The sequence below is a fragment of the Maribacter sp. HTCC2170 genome, assembly GCF_000153165.2.
Taxonomy (GTDB): Bacteria; Bacteroidota; Bacteroidia; order Flavobacteriales; family Flavobacteriaceae; genus Maribacter_A.
The window spans coordinates 926,479-945,935 of the sequence record NC_014472.1 but is presented as its reverse complement, the minus strand read 5'-3'; the positions used below and the strand labels follow the sequence as shown (position 1 = coordinate 945,935).

Here is a 19,457-nt window from a genome sequence, read left to right as displayed (position 1 = left end):
ACAAAGATTTATGTCGGCCACAGCAAATGCACATTTAGAAGACCACGGAGATGATCACGGGCATCATCACAAGGAGACTTTTGTGACCAAATACATTTTTAGCCAAGACCATAAAATGATAGCTAAACAGTATCTTATTACTGGTGTTTTGATTATGGGGTTTCTTGGTATAGCTATGTCCTTAATGTTTCGAATGCAACTGGCATGGCCTGGGGAGTCTTTCCCAATTTTCGAAGCTTTACTGGGAGATTGGGCACCAAATGGTGTAATGGATGCTGATATCTATTTGTCCTTGGTAACCATTCATGGCACCATCATGGTATTTTTTGTACTTACTGCCGGGTTAAGTGGAACGTTTAGTAACCTACTTATTCCTTTACAGATTGGGGCACGTGATATGGCTTCTGGTTTCTTGAATATGGTTTCCTACTGGTTGTTCTTTTTGTCCTGTGTGATTATGCTTTCTTCATTGTTCGTTGAGGCTGGCCCTGCGAATGCGGGATGGACAATATATCCACCATTAAGTGCATTGCCAATGGCACAGTCAGGCTCAGGAATGGGTATGACTTTATGGTTGGTATCTATGGCGATATTTATTGCCTCTTCTTTATTGGGGTCTTTGAATTATATCGTAACTGTTATCAATCTTAGAACTAAAGGAATGTCAATGACTAGATTGCCTTTGACAATCTGGGCGTTCTTTGTAACTGCCATAATTGGAGTTGTTTCTTTCCCAGTTTTATTGTCTGCAGCTTTACTGTTAATAATGGACAGAAGCTTTGGAACTTCCTTTTTTCTTTCAGATATTTTTATACAAGGGGAGGTTTTACATTACCAAGGGGGTTCACCAGTATTGTTTGAACATTTATTTTGGTTCTTAGGACACCCTGAGGTGTATATTGTTATTTTACCGGCAATGGGTATTGTTTCTGAAATTATGGCAAACAATGCTCGTAAACCAATTTTTGGGTATCGTGCAATGATTGCGTCTATTATTGCAATTGCCTTTTTATCTACAATCGTATGGGGACACCATATGTTTATATCAGGAATGAATCCATTCCTTGGTTCAGTTTTTACTTTTACAACTCTTTTGATTGCAATACCATCAGCTGTAAAATCTTTCAACTGGATTACAACACTTTGGAAAGGTAACTTGCAGCTTAACCCTGCTATGTTATTTTCAATAGGCTTGGTGTCAACATTTATTACAGGAGGTCTTACAGGAATTATCCTTGGGGATAGTACCTTGGATATCAATGTACATGATACCTATTTCGTGGTTGCCCACTTTCACTTGGTAATGGGAATTTCAGCCCTTTATGGGGTGTTTGCTGGTATTTACCACTGGTTCCCAAAAATGTTTGAAGGTAAAATGATGAACAAAAACTTGGGGTACATACATTTTTGGATAACTGCAGTCTGTGCTTATGGGGTTTTCTTCCCGATGCACTTTGTGGGTATGGCCGGGGTGCCAAGACGTTATTATGAGAATACCGCGTTTCCGATGTTCGATGAATTGACGGATGTTCAAGTATTAATGACTGTGTTTGCATTAGTTGCAGGTCTAGCCCAATTAGTTTTCTTGTTCAACTTTATTTATAGTATGTTTTATGGTAAAAAAGGGGCACAGAACCCTTGGAAAGCCAATACATTGGAATGGACGGCTCCTCAAGAGCATATACACGGTAACTGGCCAGGTGCTATTCCACATGTTCATCGTTGGGCATATGACTATAGCAAAACCGATGAGAATGGGGAGTATATAATTCCAGGACAGGATTTTGTTCCGCAAAATGTCCCGATGAAGGATGATGAGGAGGAGCTTCATCATTAAATAAATATTATTTTATAAGAAAAATGCCCAACTAGTATAGTTGGGCATTTTTTTTGATATACCCATAAATGTTGATTAATCTTTTTTGTAATATATTTAGTCAAATTAAAGATGAAGAATTTATAAACTATCGTCTTAGAACACATACCATTAAAATGAAAAATATTATCACCTTACTTGTTTTGCTAGTTTGTTTTCAGACTTACTCACAACGAAAACCAAAAATAAAAGGAAACAAAAGTGTCATTGAGGTTAGGGAGGATCTTCCTCCTTTTAATGCCATCGAATTGATAGATGATTTGGAAATAGTACTCCAGAAAGGTTCCGATGAGGGGTACACAATCAATGCGGATGACAATTTAATTGATGTGCTGAAATTCAAAGTTGAGGACAGTACCTTATTTATCAGTTCATTTTATAGGATAACTTCAAAAAAGAAGTTGGAGATTACAGTTAATTATTTTGAATTGCAATCTATTACCATGCGAGATGGTAAAATAAACATGAAAGATGTTATTACTTCCGATGAGTTGGTTGTCAATACATTCGGTCCTTCGAGATTGGAGCTTAATGCCACAGCCGCAGTATTGGATATTAATATGGAAGGGATGAGTTCTGGTGATTTTAATCTGGCTAGCGACTCTTTGAATATAACCTTAAAAGATAGGATAGATGTTCGTATTTATTCAGTAGGAGCTAGTAGTTCATTAGAAATGGATAAGAATGCCAGTGCAAAGGTAGAGGGGTCTACAGATATGTTCAAGTTGAATCTTTTTGGGAATTCAAATTTAAAAGCTGCAAAGTTTGAAGCCGGAATTATCAATGCGAATCTGGAGGAATCTCCCAATGCAAGACTTAACGCATATGAAAGTATAGCGCTTTCTTCTAGAGGCTCTTCCAAAACGCACTTGTATGGTAACGGAAAGATTACTATTCTTGAATTCTTGGATACCTCACAACTTCACAAAGAGAAGTAGTTAATAACTAAACATAACATTAAAAGAAAACCCCATTGCCAAAAGCAATGGGGTTTTAAATTCAAAAATATGGTTTTGGTTAGGATTGTAAAGCTCCAGCTTTAGGGCCTGCCTCAATTATCTCCGAATTTACATTTGCTTCAAATTTTTTGAAGTTCTCAGTAAATAAATTAACAAGCTTCAATTTAGTAGCTTCAAATTTAGCTTTGTCTTCCCAAGTGTTTCTAGGAATCAATACTTCAGAAGGAACGTTAGGACAAGTTGTTGGTATTTGGAATCCAAATTCCTCATCTTGTACAAATTCAGCATTGTCGAAATCGTGATTATGAATCGCATCTACCATAGCTCTAGTATGCTTCAACTTCATTCTAGAACCACTACCTGTCCAACCTGTATTGATCAACCATGCTTTTGCTTTATGGTTTTTGATTTTCTCAGCTAATAATTCAGCATATTTGTTAGGGTGCCACATCATAAAGGCAGCTCCATAACATGCACTGAAGTTAGGGGTTGGTTCTGTTACTCCCATCTCAGTACCTGCCATCTTTGCAGTGTATCCTGAAATAAAGTGATAACTTGCTTGCTCAGGGGTTAATTTACTAACTGGAGGCAAGACACCAAAAGCATCACAAGTAAGGAATATGATATTTTCAGGATGTCCGGCAACACAAGGTATCTGAACATTGTCGATAAAGTTGATTGGATATGAAGCTCTAGTATTTTCGGTTATAGAAACATCTGTATAATCTACTTTTCTTGAGCCTTTGTCATAAACCACATTTTCCAATACAGTACCAAAACGTATGGCGTTGAAAATATCGGGTTCATTCTCTGGAGTTAGGTCAATCGCTTTAGCATAACATCCACCTTCAATATTGAAAGTTCCTTGTTCGGTCCAGCAATGCTCATCGTCACCGATCAATCTACGTTTTGGATCAGCACTCAAGGTGGTTTTTCCAGTTCCAGAAAGACCAAAAAGAATGGTTACATCATCTTTCTCACCTACATTGGCAGAACAGTGCATAGGTAGTACTCCTTGCAAAGGCATTAGGTAATTCATTACACCAAAGATTCCTTTTTTCATTTCCCCTGCATATTCAGAACCTAAGATTACAATCTCTTTGCGCTCTAGGTTAACATCGATACTAGTCTTAGAGGTCATTTCTGAAGTGTAGCGGTTAGCTGGGAACTGACCGGCATTGAGGATTACATAATCAGGCTCACCAAAATCGGCCAATTCCTCTTTCGTCGGCATGATGAGCATGTTCTGCATGAACAACGCATGATAAGCACGAGTACAAACAATCCTTGTTTTAATTCTATAATTAGGATCCCATCCAGCATATGCGTCAACAACAAATAAGTGATCACAAACGTTAAGATAATCCAAAGCACGTTCATGGTTGACCATATAGGTATGTTCGTCCAAACCTATATTTATATTACCCCAATCAATGTTTTTTTCTGAATCAGGATGACGAACTATTCTCTTGTCTTTAGGGCTACGTCCTGTTTTTTCACCAGAATAGGTCATAAGCGCACCTACATCAGAAATTGCAGTTCCTTTTTCTAAACGAAGACCTAGTTCATAAAGAACGGGTACACTACTGTTCCTATAAATTACTTCGGTGTCAATTCCGTATTGTTTTAAATTAAAAGTTTCAGACATTGTTTCTTGCTTTTAAATGGTTGTTATAATACTTGTTTTAAATTCTATGCAAAGTATGGAAATATTGATTTGAAAAAAGATGACAAATGTCATGTTGTTGAAAGTTAACCAACTACAACGTTATATATAGTAGGCTTTCTATAAATTTTAACATTTGAATTTCACTATCTTTGTTTTGATATGAACGAACACTTAGATCCTGCCTCAGAAAATCTTACTCCTGAGGAAATAGATATAGAAAGAGCATTACGCCCCATAACCTTTGATGATTTTACAGGCCAAGAACAAGTACTTGAAAATTTAAAAGTATTTGTTGAAGCTGCCAATCAAAGAGATGAGGCTTTGGATCACACTTTGTTCCATGGCCCACCAGGTTTGGGTAAAACCACATTGGCCCATATTTTGGCCAATGAACTAGGTGTTGGTATAAAAATAACATCAGGTCCTGTACTTGATAAGCCAGGGGATTTAGCTGGATTGTTGACAAACCTGCAAGAGCGGGATGTGTTGTTTATTGATGAAATACATCGATTAAGTCCTATTGTTGAAGAGTATTTGTACTCAGCAATGGAGGATTACAAGATTGATATAATGATAGAGACCGGTCCAAACGCAAGATCAGTTCAGATAAACTTGAACCCCTTCACCTTAATAGGGGCAACTACAAGGTCAGGATTACTAACTGCGCCAATGCGTGCACGTTTTGGTATTCAAAGTAGATTGCAGTACTACTCAACCGAATTATTATCCACAATCGTTGAGCGAAGTGCGGAAATACTTAAAGTGCCCATAGCTATTGATGCTGCAATTGAAATTGCAGGTCGCAGTAGGGGAACCCCAAGAATTTGCAACTCACTTTTAAGAAGAGTTAGGGATTTTGCACAGATTAAGGGCAATGGAAACATAGATATGGAAATTTCAAAATATAGTCTTAAAGCCTTGAATGTTGATGCCCACGGTTTGGATGAGATGGACAATAAGATTCTAACCACGATAATTGATAAATTCAAAGGTGGTCCTGTTGGAATAACAACGCTGGCAACGGCTGTTTCTGAAAGTGCAGAAACTATTGAAGAAGTATACGAACCTTTCCTTATTCAACAAGGATTTATTATGCGAACTCCTAGAGGTAGAGAGGTAACTGAATTGGCATACAAACATTTAGGTAGAATCAAAGGGGGTAACCAACCAGATCTTTTTTGAGAAATAAAACAAACCATACTAGTCTTATTAAAACCGAAGCAAACCGCCTCGGTTTTTTGTCTTGTGGCATATCAAAAGCAACGTTTCTCGAGGAAGAAGCTCCACGATTGGAAAAATGGTTAAAAAATGACATGCATGGTGAAATGCTGTACATGGAAAATCATTTTGATAAACGTTTGGATCCAACCAGATTGGTAGAAGGTTCTAAATCTGTGATTTCCCTTTTATTGAATTACTACCCAAAAGAAGAACAAAATAAAAACAGTTTTAAGCTGTCTAAATATGCGTATGGCCAAGATTATCATCACATCATTAAATCCAAATTAAGACTACTTCAAGAATTTATCTCTGAAGAAATCGGTGAGGTAAATGGCCGTGCATTTGTAGATTCAGCACCGGTTCTTGATAAGGTTTGGGCCGCAAAAAGTGGCTTGGGATGGATTGGTAAACACAGTAACTTACTGACTCAACAAACGGGTTCATTTTACTTTATTGCAGAGTTGATTATTGATTTGAAATTGGATTATGATGCTCCGGTTACTGACCATTGCGGTAGTTGCACGGCATGTATTGATGCTTGCCCCACAGATGCCATTGTTGAGCCATATGTAGTTGATGGAAGTAAATGTATTTCTTATTTCACCATAGAATTGAAAAATGAAATTCCAGCAGCATTCAAAGGAAAATTTGATGATTGGATGTTTGGTTGTGATATTTGCCAAGATGTGTGCCCTTGGAATCGTTTTTCAAAACCTCATAATGAACCACTTTTTGACCCTCATCCAGAATTGTTGTCCATGACCAAAAAAGATTGGGAGGAGATTACCGAGGATGTTTTCAGAAAAGTGTTTCAAAAGTCCCCCGTAAAACGAACCAAATTTAATGGCTTGAATCGTAATATAGATTATTTAAAAAAGATCAAATAGAAAGAATTGAGATTTTATTTACCATTACAATAGTATACTTAATAATCAATTCCTTCCTGTTTATTAAAATGCAACACCATTATATGTAGAATACCATTAAATTTGTTTTTCTAAAGAACATTTGATGAGTAAAAAGAAGTTAAGACGTGAAGCATTGATTTATCATGCCAAACCACAGCCGGGTAAGATTAAGATTGTACCATCAAAACATTATTCTACACAACGCGATTTAGCATTGGCATATTCTCCTGGGGTGGCTGAACCATGTCTAGAAATAGCAAAAGATAAGGATACCGTATATAAATATACCTCAAAAGGCAATCTAGTTGCCATCATTTCCAATGGTACGGCAGTATTGGGTTTAGGTAATATAGGTCCAGAAGCCTCGAAACCGGTAATGGAGGGTAAGAGCCTTCTGTTTAAGATTTTTGCTGATATAGATGGAATGGATATTGAGTTGGATGCGACCGACGTTGATAAATTTGTAGAAACGGTCAAAGCTATTGCTCCGACTTTTGGGGGAATAAACTTAGAAGATATTAAAGCACCAGAGGCTTTTGAGATTGAGAGACGTTTGAAAGAAGAACTGGATATTCCGGTTATGCACGATGACCAACACGGAACAGCGATAATATCAGCAGCCGCTCTTTTAAATGCTTTGGTAGTAACCAATAAAAAGATTGAGGAAGTAAGTATCGTGATTAGTGGTGCTGGGGCAGCAGCCATATCTTGTACAAGGTTGTATAAAGCCTTTGGAGCCAAAGCAGAGAATATTGTGATGTTAGATAGTAAAGGTGTAATCCGTAAAGATCGTGAAAATCTTTCGAAAGAGAAATTGGAATTCGCTTCAGACAGAACGATAGACACTTTGGAAGAGGCTATGGAAGATGCCGATGTTTTTATAGGACTTTCAATTGCCGACATTGTCTCTCCCGAAATGTTGAAATCAATGGCAAAATATCCCATTGTATTCGCAATGGCGAATCCAAATCCGGAAATAGCGTATGATTTGGCGTGCAGAACTAGGGAAGATATTATTATGGCAACGGGCCGTTCTGATCATCCCAATCAAGTGAACAATGTTTTGGGTTTTCCGTTCATCTTTAGAGGGGCGTTAGATGTAAGAGCTACTAAGATCAATGAGGAAATGAAAATGGCAGCCGTAGTTGCATTGGCCGAATTGACCAAAGAACCTGTCCCAGAACAAGTGAACATTGCATATTCAGAAACTCGACTGACATTTGGTAAAGATTATATTATCCCCAAACCTTTTGACCCAAGACTAATTGCTGAAATTCCACCAGCAGTGGCAAAAGCCGCAATGGATAGTGGGGTGGCGAAAGAACCGATAGCAGATTGGGATAAATATAGAGAGCAGTTGTTGCGTCGCTCAGGTAGTGACAATAAACTTGTTAGGTTATTGCACGATAGGGCAAAGGTGAACCCAAAAAAAATAGTTTTTGCTGAAGCTAACCATTTTGATGTCTTGAAAACTGCCCAGATTGTTTATGAAGAAGGAATAGCTGTTCCCATTTTATTGGGAAACAAAGAGGTTATAAAAGAGCTGATGAAGGAGTTGGAATTTGATGCTGATGTCGAAATCATTGACCCAAAGGATGATTCTTCCTTGGAAAAGCGAAATCAATATGCGAAAAGATATTGGCAGGGCACCAAAAGAAATGGAGTTACGCTATATGGGGCTAAGACAAAAATGCGTGAGCGAAATTATTATGCGGCAATGATGGTTTTTGCGGATGACGCTGATGGTATGATTTCAGGATATTCCAGGGCTTTTCCAACAGTTATAAAACCAGTGTTTGAGGTAATAGGTAGGGCCAAAGGTGTTAAACGTGCAGCTACAGTGAATATTATGAATACAGAACGTGGGCCATTACTTTTGGCCGATACTTCAATCAATATTGACCCATCGGCTGAGGAATTGGCCGAAATAGCGGTTATGACAGGGAATTTGGCCGAAGCTTTTGGTTTTGAACCCGTTATGGCAATGCTTTCTTATGCGAATTTTGGCTCATCGGCTCATCCTAATGCTAAGAAAGTGACCAGGGCGGTTGAGATTCTTCATGAAACTCATCCAGACTTAATTGTAGATGGAGAAATTCAAACAGATTTTGCATTGAATATGGAATTACATCAAAGCAATTTCCCTTTTTCAAAATTAGCCGGAAAAAAGGTAAACACATTCATTTTTCCAAATTTAGAATCGGCGAATATTACGTACAAGTTATTGAAAGAGCTTAATAAGTCTGATTCTATTGGTCCTATTATGTTGGGGCTTCGGAAACCCGTGCATATACTTCAATTAGGGGCTGATGTCGATGAAATGGTAAATATGACGGCAGTTGCGGTTATCGATGCACAAGTAAGGGAAAAAAGAAAAAAGGAAAAAAATAAATAATCAATTAACAGTATTGCAATATGATTACGCATCTCAAAGGTAAACTTGTAGAAAAAAACCCTACGCATGTTATAATAGAATGTGCTGGCGTTGGGTATTTTGTGAATATTTCACTGCATACTTTTTCCAATCTCAAGGATGTTGAGAACATAAGCCTCTATACACATTTACAGGTCAAGGAAGATTCACACACCTTGTTTGGTTTTGCGGAAAAATCTGAGAGGGAGATTTTTCGCTTATTGCTTTCTGTTTCAGGTATTGGTTCAAGTACGGCCAGAACAATGCTTTCTTCGTTGTCACCAGCTCAAATTCGTGATGCAATTGCAAATGGTGACGTCGCTACAATTCAGGGGATTAAAGGCATTGGCGCTAAAACCGCACAGCGCGTTATTCTGGACTTAAGGGACAAAATCTTGAAAGTCTATGATATTGATGAAGTTTCCCTTAGTTCGAACAATACAAATAAAGAAGAAGCGTTATCTGCATTAGAGGTTCTTGGATTCGCTCGTAGACAAGCCGAAAAGGTGGTTGACAAAGTTTTAAGCCAAGATTCTTCGCTAAGCGTTGAGAACATTATTAAACACGCGCTTAAAAATTTGTAACAAGTTTGAAAAGAGGGGCAAAACAATTTCTTAAATATTCATTTAAGCTTATAATCCTATTCGCTTTTTTTCTTGGATCCGTAGAATATTCCTACGCTCAGGAAACCGAGGGTGAAGGTTTTAATGAGCAGGGTCAGGACTCGGTTAAAACTGGTTTTTCCTTAGGTAAATTGAAGTTTGACAATCCAGAGAGTATTACTTCCAAATATATTTATGATCCAAACCTTGACAGGTATATTTATTCCGAGAAAGTTGGTGACTTTGATATAGGATATCCAATTATTCTAACTCCTGCACAGTACATGGAACTTGTTCGTAAGGAGGGGATGAAAGATTATTTTAAGGAAAAGTTAGATGCTTATTCTGGAAAAAAGGAGGGTAGTGAAGATGCACGAAAAAATCTATTGCCCAATTTCTATATCAATAACAATTTCTTTCAATCTGTTTTTGGTGGGAATACTATAGAGGTGATTCCGCAAGGTTCTGTTGCCATGGATTTGGGGGTTATCTGGCAGAAAAATGATAATCCATCTCTTTCGCCCAGAAATCGTACAAACCTATCATTTGATTTTGATCAGCGAATTAGTTTAAGTATGTTGGGTAAAATTGGGGAAAGGCTACAGGTCACAGCCAATTATGATACAGAAGCAACTTTCGATTTCCAGAATATCGTAAAACTGGATTATACACCTACCGAAGATGATATTCTTCAGAAAATAGAAGTGGGTAATGTAAATATGCCTCTTAATAGCTCGTTGATTACTGGAGCGCAAAGTTTATTTGGGGTAAAAACCCAATTGCAGTTTGGCAAGACAAAGGTTACAGCTGTTTTCTCAGAACAACGCTCGCAAAACAATACCGTTGTAGCTCAAGGTGGAGGAACTATAAATGAATTTACACGTACTGCATTGGATTATGATGAGGATAGACACTTTTTCCTTGCCCAATATTTTAGGGATAACTATGATGTAGCTTTGGCAAATTACCCTTATATCCAAAGTCAAGTACAGATTACTAGATTAGAAGTTTGGGTGACCAATAGAAGCCAGCAAACCTTGAATGTAAGGAATGTTGTCGCTATTCAGGATTTAGGGGAGTCGGCAGAAGATAAAACGAGAATAGGTATTAGTAATGGTGATCCGGCAGGGTTTTTTAATAATCCTAGTAATGCTTTGCCAAGAAATAATGCCAATGATTTTGATCCTGCAACAATTGGGACTGGCGCTTTAACTGAGTCAATTCGAGATATAGCTACGGTTGAGGCGGGTTTTAATGTTCCAGGTTATCAAGTAAACCAAGGTTTTGACTATGCTATATTGGAAAATGCAAGAAAACTTGAACTGACAAGGGATTATCAATTTAATACCCAATTGGGATATGTTTCATTGAATCAACGTCTGAGTAATGATGAGGTCTTGGCAGTTGCTTTCCAATATACATATAACGGTGAGGTTTACCAGGTAGGTGAATTTGCTAATGGAGGTTTAGATGCTACAACAGTTACAGGTGGTATTAATGGTGCGAATCCTGTTATTAACAACAATACTCTGGTTCTTAAATTACTTAAGAGTAATATCACCAATATCACTGATCCTATTTGGGATTTGATGATGAAAAATATATATGCCACAGGAGCATTTAGATTAAGTCAAGAGGATTTTAAGTTGAATATTCTTTATTCTGATCCAACACCACGAAATTATATAACACCTGTAGAAGAAGGTGCTGGCTCAGGTTGGCCAGATTCACCAAAACCCTTACAGGAAAGAATTCTATTGGACGTTTTTAATTTGGACAGATTGAATGCTTACAATGATGTGCAACCTGGTGGTGATGGTTTCTTTGATTTTATTCCGGGCCTTACAGTAGATACTCAAGGCGGGAAAATCATATTCACTAAAGTGGAGCCTTTTGGTGAATATATGTTTGAATTGTTGGGAAGTGGAACCTATGATGTAACGAATGATCAAGGGTACAATGCGAATCAAAAGAAATATGTCTTCAGGGATATGTATACCCAAACAAAAGCAGCGGCTTTACAAGACCCCGTAAAGAATAAGTTTTTATTAAAGGGTAAATACAAGTCTGAAGGAAGCAACGGTATTCCAATAGGTGCCTTTAATGTACCACGTGGTTCCGTTAGGGTTACCGCTGGGGGTAGAACTTTACAAGAAGGAATAGATTACACTGTAAATTATCAGGCAGGTACGGTACAGATTTTGGACCCAAGCCTTGAAGCTTCAAATACACCAATTAATATTTCAGTCGAAAATAATGCGGTTTTCGGTCAGCAAACAAGAAGGTTTACAGGGGTGAATGTAGAGCATCAAGTGAACAAGAATTTTATCTTGGGCGCTACCTTGTTGAACTTAAACGAACGACCACTGACACAAAAATCGAACTTTGGTGTTGAACCGGTCAACAATACAATCTTTGGATTGAATGGTAATTTCTCGACTGAGATTCCCTTTCTAACACGAATGGTTAATAAGCTCCCAAATATTGATACAGATGTTCCATCAAATTTATCTGTTCGCGGTGAGGTTGCTTGGTTAAAACCAAATTCTCCCAAGAATGCAGATTTCCAAGGGGAGACAACTACTTATTTAGATGATTTTGAAGGCGCGCAAGCCTTGATAGATATTCGTTCTTCTTTGGGTTGGTCACTGGCCAGTACACCTTTGGAGTTTGCTCCAGGCGGTGTTCTTTCTGGAAGTTCACCAGAGGATCCGGCGAATTTGATAAATGGTCATGGTAGGGCAAAAATGGCTTGGTACACTATTGATCCAATTTTCTATACAAACCAGAGGCCCTCGGGAATAAGTGACAGCGATGTTTCTACCAATGCAACAAGAAGGGTTTTTATTGATGAGGTTTTTCCCCAGGTTGATATTGCCCAAGGTCAGACCACGGTCCAGGGAACATTGGATTTGGCATATTATCCCAATGCAAAAGGACCTTATAATACTAATCCTGATTTTGATACAGAGCCGTCCCAAGATAAATGGGCCGGTATCATGCGTTCTTTAAGTAGTACCGACTTTGAACAATCCAATGTGGAGTTCGTTCAGTTTTGGGTATTGGATCCCTATGTTGATGGTTTGGCAACAAGTCCTGGCGAGCTGGTTTTCAACCTTGGTAATATTTCGGAAGACGTATTGAAAGATGGTAGAAAACAATATGAAAATGGGTTGCCCGTAGATGCCGATGCCTTAATTCACCAACCATCATGGGGTATAGTGCCCGCTACACAGGCTTTGGTATATGCCTTTGATGCAAATGAAGACAATAGAGTTCTACAAGATGTTGGTTTTGATGGTCTGAATGATGCTGGCGAGGTTGACATTTATGGTCCTGGCGAGGATCCAGCTTTAGATAACTATCAATATTACTTGAACCGTGAAGGTGGGGTTTTGGAGCGTTATCTGGATTTTAATAATCCTGATGGGAACTCTCCAGTTCAGGTAACCAATACGAATCGTGGGTCGACGACTCTGCCGGATGTTGAGGACATTGACCGTGATTTAACCATGAACACGGTGAATAGCTATTATGAGTATAGAATTCCTATTAGACCTACCACGAGCATCAATGACAAATATGTTACTGATATTAAAGATGGTGTTACCCCAGATTTGCCTAATGGCTCACAACTGAACCGTAGATGGATACAATATAAAATACCTTTAAGTGATTTTACAGATGCTGTTGGTGGTATTACGGATTTTAGATCCATTAGTTTTATGAGAATGTACCTCACAGGTTTTAGTAGTGACGTGGTTCTTCGTTTTGCTACTATGGACTTGGTTCGTGGTGATTGGCGTACTTATACTAAGACTTTACAGGATGAATTAATCGATAATGACCCAACTGACGATGGAACTGTTGTAGATGTAAACACGGTAAACATTGAAGAGAATAATACCAGAACTCCAGTACCCTATGTCTTGCCTCCAGGAGTAGTTCGTGAGCAATTGAATAACAACAATACGATTATTCGTCAGAATGAGCAGTCCTTGTCTTTTAAAGTAGATAATTTGGAATCGGAAGATTCAAGAGGGGTGTTCAAAAGTTTAAACATTGATATTCGCCAGTACAAGAAACTGAAAATGTTTATCCACGCTGAGAAAGTCAATAATAGTGATTATGCTGATGATGCAAACCCGTTGGTGGGTTTCTTACGATTGGGAACTGATTTGTCACAGAATTTCTATCAAGTAGAATTGCCTTTGCAGTTTACTTCACACGGGGCAGCTTCGGAAAGTGAAATATGGCCAGATGTTAATGAAATGGAGATTCTGCTGAGTGATTTAAATAAGGTTAAATCGTTAAGAATTGCCAATAGAACAGATATACCATTAAACGAACTACAGTTTTTTGAAGTCGAGAATGGTGAAGTAATACCAGTTCCTGAATTTGCACCGCGTACATTGGGGAGGTTGCGAATTGGTATCAGGGGTAATCCGTCATTGGGCAGTGTACGCAGTATGATGGTGGGTATTAAGAATATTGATGTACTACCTGCAAGAGGAGAAGTTTGGTTCAATGAACTTCGTTTGGCAGGTTTGGACAATAATGGAGGTTGGGCCGCAGTTGCTTCCATCGATGCCAATATTGCTGATTTTGCAAATATTACAGCTACAGGAAGTAAAAGCACATCGGGTTTTGGAGCAATTGATCAAATGCCTAATGAAAGAGCTAGAGAAGATGCCATTTCATATGATTTAGTCACCAATGTGAACGTAGGGCAGTTATTACCTAAGAAATGGGGAATTCAAATTCCGTTCAATTATGGTATATCTGAGCAAATGATAACACCAGAATTTGATCCTGTTTACGATGATTTAAAGTTGGAAGATTTGATAGCTTCCGCACCAACGCAAGAAGAAGCGGACCAGACATTGGAGCAAGCAGAGGACTACACTAAAAGAACAAGTATAAATTTAATTGGGGTTCGTAAAGATAGGGGAGAAGATGCCGAAGCTAATTTTTATGATGTTGAAAATTTTACGTTCAATTACTCTTACAATGAAACGGATCATCGTGATTTTGAAATTGCAAAACTCAGGGATCAGAGTGTAAATACAGGTTTTGTTTATAATCATAATTTCAAGCCAATAGAAGTTGCGCCTTTTGCAAAGAAAGACTCATTGTTCACGGGTAAATATTGGCAATGGTTAAAAGATTTGAATTTTAACTTATTGCCGGCAAGTGTTTCTGTGAACTCTAACATAAACAGGCAGTTTAATCAGCAAAGGTTCAGAGAGGTTTTTGAGCCTGGAGTTGAGTCTTTGGATTTGCCTTTTTTACAACAGCGTAATTATTTGTTCAACTGGCAATATGCCATAAACTACAGTTTGAGCAAATCTTTGAGTTTGAACCTAACAGCTAGTAATAACAACATAGTTAGAAATTATTTTAATGAGGATGGCAATCCAGATTCTGATATAAATCAGGCTTTAGGCCTATGGGATGGCTTTTGGGATTTAGGTGAGCCAAATAGGCATGCCCAACAAATGCAATTGAACTACGAGTTGCCTTTTAATAAGATTCCGGCATTGGATTTTATTAGTGCACAGTATTCTTATACCAGTAATTTTGATTGGCAAAGGGGAGGTGATGCCTTGGCTGAAGTAGCTAGTGATGCATTGGGTTATCAAGTCGCTATCAACACAGTGCAGAATGCCAATACCCATAATTTAACTGCGGCATTGAGCATGCAAAAGTTCTATGATCTAATTGGTCTTAAGAAAAGAGACGGCAAAGTGTCAAAAGGCATCCCTGTCCGAAGGGACAAGGGGGGTAATCCGGCTTCTGTTAAAGAGGCCCCGAAACAGAAGACCAGTGCTTTGTTCAATACGGCCGTTGATGTATTGACCATGGTTAAAAGGTTGAATATAAACTATAGTGAAAATAATGGTACTGTGCTTCCAGGATATACACAATCCATTGGTTTTATTGGTACAGCAAGACCAACTTTGGGTTTTGTGTTTGGAAGTCAGGCCGATGTTCGTTATGAAGCTGCTAGAAATGGTTGGTTGACCGGTTTTACAGATTTTAATGAGCAACATATTAAAAGAACAAACAAAATATTGAATATTACGGCAACTGCCCAGCCCATAAGAGATTTGACCATTGACCTTTCAGCCGACAGGCAATACTCAGATAGCTATCAGGAAAACTATGACTTGCAGTCTTGGTTGCAGGAAGAAAGTGGTCTTGTAAATGAGTTTGGGAATTTTAGTATTTCCACCATGATGATAGGTACGGCATTAAGTAAAAGCGATGAATTCAGTTCTGAGTTGTTTGAAACATTCAAGGAGAACAGAATTACTATTGCAAATAGATTGGTTTCTGATCGTGGTGAGTCGTTAGGAACTTTGGATGAAGATGGTTTCCCTGAGCGATATGGTAAAACACAACAAGACGTGTTGCTTCCTGCCTTTTTTGCTGCTTATACTGGACAAGATGCGAATAGGGTTAATTTGGACGCTTTTAGGCAAATACCAATTCCTAATTGGAATATAAAATACACTGGGTTAATGCGTAATAAGTGGTTCAAAAAGAAATTTAAACGTTTCTCATTGAGTCATGGATATCGTTCTTCATATAGTATTAATTCGTTTCAAACGAATCTTGAAAAACAAAACACCTTGTTTGATTCTGAAACGGGAGATTGGTTGCCAGACCTTATATTGAATAATGTAGTGTTGAATGATCAGTTTAATCCGCTCATGCGTGTTGATTTTGAAATGAAGAATTCTGTTAGTGTATTGGCCGAGGTAAGAACAGAAAGGGCATTGTCCATGAGTTTTGATAATAACCTTATGACCGAGATCAATGGTAAGGAGTATACACTTGGTTTGGGTTATCGTTTTAAGGATGTGAAATTCGTTACGAATATAGGAGGTAATAAAACACGGTTAAAAGGTGATTTAAACCTAAAGGCAGATGTAACTCTAAGGGATAATATCACTATTATCAGAAACTTGGATATAGATAACAACCAGATAACGTCAGGACAAAATTTGTTCTCTCTTAAGTTTACTGCCGACTATGCCCTTAGCAAGAATATGAATGCCTTATTCTTTTATGATCATTCATTTTCCAAATTTGCTGTTTCTACGGCGTTCCCGCAGACTACTATAAATACTGGGTTTACTTTAAAATATAATTTTGGTAACTAAGACTTATAGGGTTCAGTAGCTCCGAATCACCTCTTCTTTAAAAGTAAAGTATTTAAGGTGTTTTTTGAGGCTTAAGTTTATTTGATTTCCTCAAAGAATCGTTTACATTTGTTTCGTTAACAAAAAAAACGAAAATGAATATACCATCAGATTTACAGTATACCAAAGACCATGAATGGGTAAAGGTAGAAGGCGATATAGCCACAGTAGGAATTACCGATTTTGCCCAAGGTGAACTTGGTGATATTGTTTATGTTGAAGTTGAGACTGTTGATGAAACCATGGATAAAGATGAGGTTTTTGGTTCAGTTGAAGCAGTAAAGACAGTTTCAGACCTATTCTTGCCCTTAAGCGGGGAGATAATTGAATTCAACGAAAGTTTGGAGGATGAACCTGAAAAGGTTAACACTGACCCTTATGGAGAAGGTTGGATGGTGAAAATAAAAATAAGTGATACTTCAGAATTAGAAGGCTTATTAAGTGATGAGGATTATAAAGAATTAATAGGTGCTTAAAAAGCATTTATACGGGTTTGCATTTGTAAGCTGGATGGTGTTTGTAACATTTTCCAGCTTATCTTCTTTTGAAGATGATGGGCTAAGTTCTTTCAATATCCCAAATGGTGATAAAATAGTTCATTTTGTATTTTATTTTGTAGCGACAATTCTTGGTTCGCTTTATCTTGTTCATCGAGATTTCAAAAAGCAAAATACCAGAAAATCAAGAACAATATTAGCTTTTTCGCTTATAATATTTGGTATAATTATTGAGGTTATTCAGGAGAAAATGACTGCCAATAGGTCCGGTGAATTATTGGATGCCCTTGCAAACAGTGCGGGTGTTATTTTAGGTTTCTTGTTCATTTTAGCTCGATTTCATGGGCAAAGAGGGTTAAAATAAAGTATTACTTGTTTTTTTATTAATTATTTAGTTAAATTAGCGAACATTAAAAAAATTAAATATGGAACTAAAAAAGAATCCAAAAGCAGATTTGAGAAGAAATAGCGGCACTTATTTTGTTATAGGGCTTGCTGTGGTAATGTTTTTGGTTTGGCGAGGTTTGGAATGGAAAACGTATGACAAAACGGATGAGTACGATATTTCAATGAACGTTGAAGACATGTTGGACGAAGAAGTTCCGATGACAGAACAAATCAAAACACCACCACCACCACCACCACCAGCTGCACCTGAGATTATAGAGGTAGTTGAGGATGAGGAAGAAGTTGAGGAAACTGTAATTGAATCTACAGAAACTAGCCAGGAAGAGGAGATAATCGAAGTTGAAGACGTTGAGGTTGAGGAGGTTTTTGAGGATGTAGATGTTCCTTTTGCGGTTATTGAGGATGTTCCAATTTTCCCTGGTTGTGAAAGTGAAAAAGGAAAAGGAGCAAAAGCAATGCGTATTTGTTTCCAATCAAAAATGCAAAAACATATCAGTAAGAACTTCCGCTATCCGGAAATCGCTCAAGAAATGGGTGTTCAAGGTAGGGTTAACGTTATGTTCGTTATTCAAAAAGACGGAAGTATCGGAGGCGTTAGAATGCGTGGACCAGATAAGAACCTCGAAAAAGAAGCTGCCAGGATTATTGGTAAGCTTCCTAAAATGACTCCTGGTAAGCAAAGGGGTAGAGCTGTAAGGGTTCCTTTCAGTATCCCTATTACATTTAAGCTACAGTAAAAAGTATTCCATATAAATGAAAATCCCGAGTGTAAGCTCGGGATTTTTTTGTTTAATCGTTCTTTAAACTATTGTAAAAAATCTCTCGAATACGTTCGGGACCAATATATCCTCCACCATGGGTGGCATCATAAGCAGATAATAAGTTTGTGTTTTTCTTGACTTCTTCCAGAGTTCTGCCTCTTTGGATTTCTTTAAGAATTTTTAACTTGATGTCTTCTAGAATAATGACGTAGGATTCTAGCTCTTTTTTATTCGAAGATTTTCCGTGGCCAGGTATGATTTTGGTTTCTTCATTAATTAGGAGTAGCGCTTTTTTGTGGGCTTTTATATATCCATCCACAGTACCACCACTTTTTAAGTCAATATAAGGATATCTTCCTGAGAAATATGTATCTCCCATATGTAGAACATTGTTCTTTAGAAAATAAACCATGGCATCGCCATCTGTATGGGCATCATGAACATGAAAGGCCATAATTGTCTCATCACCATCATAAAAGGTAATATCATCTGAAAAAGAAACCTCGGGTAAGATTTTTTTATTCAATTTTTGATTCTTTGCCAAACGGTCTTCCAAACTTTTTCTCACATTATCGTGCGCAACCACAGTGGTTTGTTTTGAATTAAATTCCGCGTTGCCACCAGTGTGGTCACCATGCATATGCGTATTGAATAAAAATGAAATTGGTTGATCAGTAAGGGTTGCTATTGCACTTTTTATCTTATTGCTTAAACGGGCAAATTGGTCATCAATCATAAAGACATTACTCTCACCAACATAGATTCCTATATTTCCACCTTGCCCTGTTAACATATAAACATCCTGGGATAAGGTGTCAATCTTGATGACTACTTCTTTTTCCTGAGCGTTGGCCAGTGTTATAAAACCCATGCAGATTACCATTACAGATAAATGTTTCATCTTCTTCATAACTAAGAGTTTAAGAGGTTAGAAA

General features: G+C 37.8%; 12 protein-coding genes. 10 read left to right on the top strand and 2 right to left on the bottom strand.

Annotated features, from left to right (window positions below; translation table 11 throughout):
- The first annotated feature begins 10 nt into the window (after positions 1–10).
- The gene (locus tag FB2170_RS04335; RefSeq protein WP_013305298.1) at positions 11–1,837 is read left to right on the top strand and encodes a cbb3-type cytochrome c oxidase subunit I; all 1,827 of its coding nucleotides are present in this window, start codon (positions 11–13) and stop codon (positions 1,835–1,837) included.
- Positions 1,838–1,992: 155 nt separating this feature from the next.
- Positions 1,993–2,814, top strand: coding sequence for a GIN domain-containing protein (locus FB2170_RS04330; protein WP_148232057.1), 822 nt, complete (start codon positions 1,993–1,995; stop codon positions 2,812–2,814).
- 79 nt (positions 2,815–2,893) lie between these two features.
- Here FB2170_RS04330 and pckA read toward each other — a convergent pair whose 3' ends face one another.
- The gene (gene pckA, locus FB2170_RS04325) at positions 2,894–4,483 is read right to left on the bottom strand and encodes a phosphoenolpyruvate carboxykinase (ATP) (protein WP_013305296.1); all 1,590 of its coding nucleotides are present in this window, start codon (positions 4,481–4,483) and stop codon (positions 2,894–2,896) included.
- 180 nt (positions 4,484–4,663) lie between these two features.
- Here pckA and ruvB point away from each other — a divergent pair, with 180 nt between their 5' ends.
- The 8 genes from ruvB to FB2170_RS04285 all read left to right on the top strand — a co-directional run bounded on the left by ruvB (position 4,664) and on the right by FB2170_RS04285 (position 18,498).
- A complete protein-coding gene (gene ruvB, locus FB2170_RS04320) occupies positions 4,664–5,686 on the top strand; it encodes a Holliday junction branch migration DNA helicase RuvB (protein WP_013305295.1) in 1,023 nt (340 codons plus the stop codon).
- Complete coding sequence (gene queG / locus FB2170_RS04315; RefSeq protein ID WP_013305294.1) at positions 5,683–6,612, top strand: tRNA epoxyqueuosine(34) reductase QueG; 930 nt, start codon at positions 5,683–5,685, stop codon at positions 6,610–6,612. Before ruvB ends, queG begins: the two co-directional genes overlap by 4 nt.
- A gap of 124 nt (positions 6,613–6,736) precedes the next feature.
- Complete coding sequence (locus FB2170_RS04310) at positions 6,737–9,028, top strand: NADP-dependent malic enzyme (RefSeq protein ID WP_013305293.1); 2,292 nt, start codon at positions 6,737–6,739, stop codon at positions 9,026–9,028.
- 20 nt (positions 9,029–9,048) lie between these two features.
- Positions 9,049–9,630, top strand: coding sequence for a Holliday junction branch migration protein RuvA (gene ruvA / locus FB2170_RS04305; RefSeq protein WP_013305292.1), 582 nt, complete (start codon positions 9,049–9,051; stop codon positions 9,628–9,630).
- A 5-nt stretch (positions 9,631–9,635) separates the two neighbouring features.
- Positions 9,636–16,817, top strand: coding sequence for a cell surface protein SprA (sprA, locus tag FB2170_RS04300; RefSeq protein WP_013305291.1), 7,182 nt, complete (start codon positions 9,636–9,638; stop codon positions 16,815–16,817).
- A gap of 134 nt (positions 16,818–16,951) precedes the next feature.
- Positions 16,952–17,332: a glycine cleavage system protein GcvH gene (gene gcvH / locus FB2170_RS04295; RefSeq protein WP_013305290.1), complete on the top strand. Its 381-nt coding sequence runs from the start codon at positions 16,952–16,954 to the stop codon at positions 17,330–17,332.
- Positions 17,325–17,717, top strand: a complete 393-nt coding sequence (locus FB2170_RS04290; RefSeq protein WP_148232056.1) for a VanZ family protein — start codon at positions 17,325–17,327, stop codon at positions 17,715–17,717. Before gcvH ends, FB2170_RS04290 begins: the two co-directional genes overlap by 8 nt.
- A gap of 61 nt (positions 17,718–17,778) precedes the next feature.
- Positions 17,779–18,498 carry an energy transducer TonB gene (locus tag FB2170_RS04285; protein ID WP_013305288.1) on the top strand — a complete coding sequence of 240 codons (720 nt, stop codon included), beginning with the start codon at positions 17,779–17,781 and terminating at the stop codon, positions 18,496–18,498.
- Between the two features lie 52 nt (positions 18,499–18,550).
- Here the strand turns inward: FB2170_RS04285 and FB2170_RS04280 are convergent, their stop codons facing one another.
- On the bottom strand, positions 18,551–19,432 hold the full coding sequence (locus tag FB2170_RS04280; protein WP_237701157.1) for an MBL fold metallo-hydrolase: 882 nt from the start codon (positions 19,430–19,432) through the stop codon (positions 18,551–18,553).
- Positions 19,433–19,457: the final 25 nt, after the last annotated feature.

Bases quoted from the DNA above. Each gene is read 5' to 3' on its own strand.
- FB2170_RS04280 (WP_237701157.1), bottom strand. From the start codon at position 19,432: ATGAAGAAGATGAAACATTTATCTGTAATGGTAATCTGCATGGGTTTT.
- ruvA (WP_013305292.1), top strand. From the start codon at position 9,049: ATGATTACGCATCTCAAAGGTAAACTTGTAGAAAAAAACCCTACGCAT.
- FB2170_RS04285 (WP_013305288.1), top strand. From the start codon at position 17,779: ATGGAACTAAAAAAGAATCCAAAAGCAGATTTGAGAAGAAATAGCGGC.
- gcvH (WP_013305290.1), top strand. From the start codon at position 16,952: ATGAATATACCATCAGATTTACAGTATACCAAAGACCATGAATGGGTA.
- ruvB (WP_013305295.1), top strand. From the start codon at position 4,664: ATGAACGAACACTTAGATCCTGCCTCAGAAAATCTTACTCCTGAGGAA.
- FB2170_RS04330 (WP_148232057.1), top strand. From the start codon at position 1,993: ATGAAAAATATTATCACCTTACTTGTTTTGCTAGTTTGTTTTCAGACT.
- FB2170_RS04310 (WP_013305293.1), top strand. From the start codon at position 6,737: ATGAGTAAAAAGAAGTTAAGACGTGAAGCATTGATTTATCATGCCAAA.
- FB2170_RS04335 (WP_013305298.1), top strand. From the start codon at position 11: ATGTCGGCCACAGCAAATGCACATTTAGAAGACCACGGAGATGATCAC.
- pckA (WP_013305296.1), bottom strand. From the start codon at position 4,483: ATGTCTGAAACTTTTAATTTAAAACAATACGGAATTGACACCGAAGTA.